This is a genomic window from Mycobacterium sp., assembly GCF_040509115.1.
GTDB lineage: Bacteria > Actinomycetota > Actinomycetes > Mycobacteriales > Mycobacteriaceae > Mycobacterium.
Window position 1 is genome coordinate 1 of sequence record NZ_JBEVLO010000254.1, and the last position, 5,992, is coordinate 5,992.

At 64.5% G+C, this 5,992-nt stretch carries 6 protein-coding genes and 1 pseudogene; 3 read left to right on the forward strand and 4 right to left on the reverse strand.

Going from position 1 to position 5,992, the window contains the following annotated elements; all coding sequences use genetic code 11:
- Positions 1–188 (forward strand): annotated as a pseudogene (locus tag ABW137_RS17235) (hypothetical protein); the annotation flags it as partial.
- Positions 189–331: 143 nt separating this feature from the next.
- Positions 332–1,171, forward strand: coding sequence for an alpha/beta fold hydrolase (locus ABW137_RS17240; protein ID WP_526402112.1), 840 nt, complete (start codon positions 332–334; stop codon positions 1,169–1,171).
- 115 nt (positions 1,172–1,286) lie between these two features.
- On the opposite strand, the gene ABW137_RS17245 is transcribed toward ABW137_RS17240, so the two are convergent.
- The gene (locus ABW137_RS17245; protein WP_526402114.1) at positions 1,287–2,195 is read right to left on the reverse strand and encodes a LysR family transcriptional regulator; all 909 of its coding nucleotides are present in this window, start codon (positions 2,193–2,195) and stop codon (positions 1,287–1,289) included.
- Positions 2,196–2,343: 148 nt separating this feature from the next.
- Between ABW137_RS17245 and ABW137_RS17250 the strand changes: the two genes are divergently transcribed.
- Positions 2,344–3,093, forward strand: coding sequence for an SDR family NAD(P)-dependent oxidoreductase (locus ABW137_RS17250; RefSeq protein WP_526402116.1), 750 nt, complete (start codon positions 2,344–2,346; stop codon positions 3,091–3,093).
- A gap of 80 nt (positions 3,094–3,173) precedes the next feature.
- Here the strand turns inward: ABW137_RS17250 and ABW137_RS17255 are convergent, their stop codons facing one another.
- The 3 genes from ABW137_RS17255 to ABW137_RS17265 form a co-directional block, all read right to left on the reverse strand.
- Positions 3,174–3,887 (reverse strand): dienelactone hydrolase family protein, encoded by a 714-nt coding sequence (locus tag ABW137_RS17255; RefSeq protein WP_526402118.1) that lies wholly within the window; start codon positions 3,885–3,887, stop codon positions 3,174–3,176.
- Positions 3,884–5,089 (reverse strand): FAD-dependent oxidoreductase, encoded by a 1,206-nt coding sequence (locus ABW137_RS17260; protein ID WP_526402120.1) that lies wholly within the window; start codon positions 5,087–5,089, stop codon positions 3,884–3,886. The genes ABW137_RS17255 and ABW137_RS17260 overlap by 4 nt, the downstream gene beginning before the upstream one ends.
- 441 nt (positions 5,090–5,530) lie before the next feature.
- Positions 5,531–5,992, reverse strand: a 462-nt coding sequence (locus tag ABW137_RS17265) for a MarR family transcriptional regulator (protein ID WP_526402122.1), incomplete at its 5' end; no start/stop codon positions are given.

Consider the following 5,992-nt stretch of genomic DNA (forward strand, 5'->3'; position numbering starts at 1 on the left):
CTGCCGATCTGGTCGCCTTCGGGAGATTGTTCACCTCCAACCCCGACCTGCCCCGCCGGTTGCAAATGGGTTATCCCTTGACCCATTACGACCGCTCGACGTTTTGGGGCGGAACCGAACACGGCTACACCGACTACCTCACCTACGAGGACACCCTGGCCGACGCTCCGGTGCGCCTATCGGGTTGACGGCGCACGCTGCTCGGTCATACGACCACGACGATCACCCGGGTCAGATCTCCATGAACCATGCCCGGACGCCCATCCAAGCCTGCGCACCGCAGATCCGACACACCACCACGCACGACGCTCTGAATAGGAAACCGTAGGACATGACCCAGACGCTTTCCCCCCAGGCTGACACCCATTACGTGGAAACGCCCAGCGCGCGCTTCGCCTACCGGCGCTTCGGAACGGGCGCTGGCGTCCCGTTGATCCTCGCGCTGCGCTTCCGCGGCACCATGGACCACTGGGACCCGGCGTTTCTGAACCCGCTCGCAGCTGGCCGCGATGTGATCATCTTCGACAACATCGGGCACGGTAAGACCAACGGTGCCGCCCCCACCAGCATGGAGGCCCTGGCCGGCGGTCTGATCGAGTTCGTCGACGCGCTGGGACTGACCGAAATCGACCTACTGGGATGGTCTTTGGGTGGGATCGTGGTGCAGGCGGCGACGCTGCAGCGGCCCGACCTGGTGCGCCGCTTGATCGTAGCCGGCAGCTCGCCAGGGGGCGGAGTGCCCGGGATGCCGCAACCGGACCCGAAGATCTGGCAGGTCGCCACCAAGCCGGTCAACGATGACGACGACTTCCTGTATCTCTTCTTTCCCGACAACGAGTCGGCGCGTTCCCAGGGCTTGGAGTCACTGCGCAGGCTCGATGCGCGCACTCTGTCCGCCGACCACGTTCCGGTGTCGCTGGAGACCATGCAGGCCCAGCTGGCTGTCATCGCCTCCACCGGGTCCAGCGTCTGGGACCGGTTGAGCGAGGTGACGATTCCCGTACTCGTCGCCAACGGCGCGCACGATCGCATGATCGACGCCTACGCCACCTATGCCATGGCGGGTCGCCTGCCGCACGCGAAGGCAATTCTCTACAGCGACGCTGGCCATGGATTCCTCTTCCAACACATCCACGACTTCACCGGCGAAGTACTCGGCTTCCTCGCTTGAATCTCCATGTCCGACCTGGTCGAGCTAATCATGAATGCGCACGGCGAACGGGAGCACTTCAACACCATGTGGACGTACTTCGAGTGAAGCCGCCGCGGAGACGGCCCTTGAATGCTCATGCAGTTCCGGGCTGACCGAGCAGGGCTGTGCCGCACCAGTTCTGCTGGTTGAGATGGTCGAGCATGGCCGTCTCTGCCAACCCCGAATTGCGTCGCACGCCGACGAGGACGGGTTCGGTCAGGGAGGGCAGTAGCGGGCAGGCCAGTTCTTCGAAGCCTTCGGGGATGGCCGAGGCCGGGACCACGGTGACGCCCAAGCCCTGCGCCACGAGCCGTACCGCGGTGGAGATCTGTGACGCTCGGGCCACCGTGTGCGGGCTGAGGCCCGCGCCGGCGAGCAGGCGGGCGAGGTAGTCGTCGAGCAGGCTGGCGCCCCGGAACCGGATCCACCCCTCTGACGCCAGGTCTTCCAGGCGCAGGGCGGCGCCGTCGGCGAGAAGCGGGTGCCCCTTCGGCAAGATGGCGACGTAGGCTTCCTCGCCCAGGCGGTGAACGTCGAAGCTGCAGCCGGCCGGGATGCGGTGCACCAGAACCATGTCCAGGTTTCCCTGACGCAGCAGTCGTTCCATGTCCGCGGGATCGGGCTCCTCGTGGAGAGTCACCTGCAGCTTAGGGTGGCGATTGCGCAGCTGCCCCAACGCCTGGGGCAGCTGGCGCGCTCCCAGACCCATGTGGACGGCGATGATGAGTTCGCCTGCTAGTTCACCGTTGGCGGCGCGGGCGGCCGTGATGGCACGCCGGGATGCGGTCGTCGCGATCTGCGCCTCTGTGAGGAAGGCCCGGCCGGCCACCGTCACCGTCACCCCGCTCGGCGTGCGGGTGAACAGCTGCACCCCGAGGTGCTTCTCCAAGGCGCCGATCTGTTGCGACAGGGAGGGTTGCGTGACCCGCAGACGGTCGGCTGCCGCTGTCATGGAGCCCTCCTCGGCGACGGCGAGGGCGTATTCGTATTGGCGCAGGTTCATCGGATCCACCTTCGACAAGATATAGGCATCTTCAATGAAGAGTATGCGTTGCCACTATTTGCCTCTATGCCGGGCCGGTCCTAGCGTGGTGCACGCCCAGCGCACGGCAATGCGTCTGGCGCTCACAGTCTCGACTGAAGGAGAAAGCATGCGTCTCGCGAACAAGGTAGCCCTCGTCACTGGCGGGAGCGCGGGCCTCGGTCTGGCGATTGCCCAGAGATTCGGAAGTGAAGGCGCCCACGTCTACATCACGGGGCGACGGCAGGAGGCGCTCGAAGCGGCAAAGGCCTCCATAGACGGAGACGTCACGACGGTCACCGCGGACGCCACGCTGTCGGGCGATCTCGACAAGGTGGTCGAGGCCATCCGCCAGGAGAGCGGTCACCTCGATGTGATCGTTGCGAACGCCGGGAGCATCGAGCGGATGAACTTCGGGGACGTGACCGAGGAACACTTCGACCGCACATTCGACCTCAATGCCCGCGGCACGTTATTCAGCGTCCAGAAGGCGCTACCGCTTCTGCGAACGGGCGGCTCGATCGTCTTGCTGGGCTCGATCACGGCCTTCAAGGGGAATCCCGGGGCAGGGGCCTACAGCGCGGCGAAGGCAGCCGTGCGCTCCTACGCGCGCACGTGGGCAGCAGAGTTCGGCGACCGCGGCCTTCGGGTCAACGTGCTGAGCCCAGGGCCGATCGACACGCTCATCATCGACGGACAAGCCGACTACTTCGGTCTTGATCCAGTCGCTCTCCGAGCCCACATGAGCACCCTTGTCCCGATGGGTCGTCTCGGGCTTCCCGAGGAAATCGCCAATGGTGCGCTGTTTCTCGCCTCGGACGAGAGCAGTTTCATGACAGGTGCAGAACTTTGCATCGACGGTGGCATGGCTCAGGTCTAACCCGCCGACCGCGTCGCCGGGGGGCCCGACAACACCAAACTGCTCAGAACTTACTGCCGACCAATGACTCCCGGAAGATTTCACCCATCAGCGGAGAGGTGCTCGTCGAAGAACCGGTAGATGCGATCCCAGGCGTCGTCGCTCTCGGCTTCGTAGTAGCGCCAGTCCTTGAAGTACTCGAACACTTTGAGACGCAAAGGCGCTCCGCGCCAATCGTTCATGAACGAGTGTCCGACGTTCGGATATTCCTTGACGTCATACGGGACCCCGCCTCGATCGAGGACCTCGGTGAGCCGCTGAGCATCGCCACGTAGCGTTTTATCGAGCCCCCCGTAGCTGGCGACCACCGGGCAGCTGTCGGTGAGTTGCGAGGCATTGGGGGGCCAGTTGCCGTAATTGGGTGCGGCTGCCGCGAAGTGCTCACCGGGGGCCAACAACAGACAGAATCCTCCACCGAAACAGAAGCCCACCGAGCCGATCTTGCCGGTGCAGTCCGGGCTCGCCTTCAAATAGTCGCGGGCGGCAAGGATGTCGTCGACGGCCCTGCCGGTGCCAGCCGATAGGGCACGGGTCATGCCGACTACGCAGCGCAGGCGTGCTCCGGGCCGGTAGAGATTGGGCGCGAGCGCGAGAAATCCGGCCCCGGCAAGGCGGTCGGTTATGCGATGGATGTCGGTGCTCAGGCCGCCGACGTCGTGGATGACGACCACCCCGGGCCATGGCCCCTGTCCGCGTGGCGCGGCGAGGTAGCCCTGAAGGGGGTGACGTTCGTCGAGGATGGTGACCTGAGTCATGGCATGGCCTCCAGTTCGGGGTAGCGCGGCAGATCCTTGGCCTTGGTCGACGGGGTGGGTAGCGCTCCGCCCAACTTCCGCACCGGGCGAGACCCGAGCACACGCAGGGCGGTACGTAGAACTTTGACTCCGGCAACTGTTTTCGGGTGCGCCAACCGAGGGCCTCCGGGTGGAATGCTCTGCGCAGCATCAACGAATCCGCGCATTTGTTCCTGGTAACCCCTTAGCCCACCGGCAACCGTTGGCGCCCAAGCCAGTTCGCCTGCAAGGACATAGGCGCCAGTCAAGGCCAAGGTTGTGCCGACCCCGCTCAATGGGGTGGCGCACCACGCGGCGTCGCCGAGGAGCACCGTCGATCCGCGGGAATACTCGGGAGCGAAGATCTGCGTCAGATAGTCGACATAGAGCTCGTCGGTGGCGTCCAAGAGATCAAGAATCTGCGGAGCCCGCCAGCCCACGCCGTGGAAGACGTCCCTGATGATCTTCTTCTGTCTATCCATGGGTTCACGCTCGTACCCGCGGGGGGAGGACAGAAAGGACAGCGCGACACGGGTGGTGCCCTTGTTGTCGGGGCGGACGGTGATTGATCGGCCCCCGGGAGCGTTGTACCAGTTCCACCAACGGTTGTCGTCATCCTGGCGAGGGATCGTGCCGTACGCGGTGTAGAGACCGAGCTGGCGTTTGGGGACGTCGCCGAAAACCATCTGCCGGGTGCGCGAAGACGTTCCCTCGGCGATGACCACCAAGTCGAAGGTCTCCGTGCTCTGATCGCTAAAGGTGACCTGTGCACCATCACCCTCGTCGTTGATGCCCACGATTTGTTGACCGAAGCGGAAGTCGACGTCGTCACTCACCGTCTTGATGACCAACTCGGCGAGTTCTCCGCGCAAGATCTCCACTTCGGCGGTGAGCCCGTCGTCATCTTCGGTTGCGGCCGGGAAGCGGCAGATCGGTGTGCCGGAGTCATCAACGAAGCTGGTTCCGATTTCGCCGGTGTTTCGGGCCAAGACAGCTGCTTCGAGGTTCATTTGCCGTAGCACCTCCCGGCCGGTTCCTCGTACGTCGATGTTCTGACCGGCAGTGCGCACCGCATCGGCCCGCTCGATAACCGTGACGTCGTTGCCAGCCCTGGTTAGCCAGTACGCAGCTGCCGGTCCGGCGATGCTGGCACCGGAGACCAAGATTCTTAGATTCGTTGCCACTGCGGCTCCCAGCTTCACGTGCACGGAATGCGAGTATCTGATTGCTCGCTGATAAAGATACTTTAGCATGAAGTAATATCGGGAACGCCCAGAGGAACGACGGCAGTCGTCGGGTGGGTGTCGTCGGTGATGCGCGACAGGCACCGTGCGGTGCGGCACCTGCGGAGTGGTGTCAGCACGCTCTAGTCGATCACGGCCTTGCGCCCAATTGTGCTGTGTAGCTGATTAATCCGTGCGCGGAGTTCCGCCGACGTGTGGCGCGCCGTGGCCGACCGCCACCACATTGCATTTCATGGACTGTAGGCGCCGATGGGCCTGCAGTGCGCGCTCGCGGTCGACGTTGAACGGGCCGGGCGCTGCCGCACTTGAAATGGCGGACGACTTTGTGACGGGGCCGGGACCGGTGGGCTGGCCCACACGCGGATCGCCGGACTGGCCCGGTTAGCCGTCTCGAGGGGGCGTGGAGCGAGGGGGGACCAAACCGTCGATCTCGTCGATGAAGCTGGTCATGGTGTCGTGCACGTCGCCGAGAAAGTGGACGACGCGTGCGCGGAAGTCGGAGTCCTGTTGACTCATCGCGGCGTCCATGCGAGCGGCCAACGGACCAAAGAACAGGGGTGCTTCCCGGTGTACCGCGGGGGCGCTGCGCAAAGTCACAACCCGCCGGTCTCGCTGCTCGCGGCTGCGCACAACGAGGTTCGCTGCCTCCAGTCGGTTCAACAGAGTCGTCGTAGCCCCCGAGGAGAGCGAAATCCGGCGCGCCAACTGTTCCGGGGTCAGCGGCGCGCCCTTGTCCTGCGCGTAGAGGATTTCGGCGTACGCCGCGGCATCGGCGGTATGCACGCCCAGCCAGGTCGACAGATGTCGGATCAGATACGTGTAGTCGGCAGCGAAGGCCCGCAG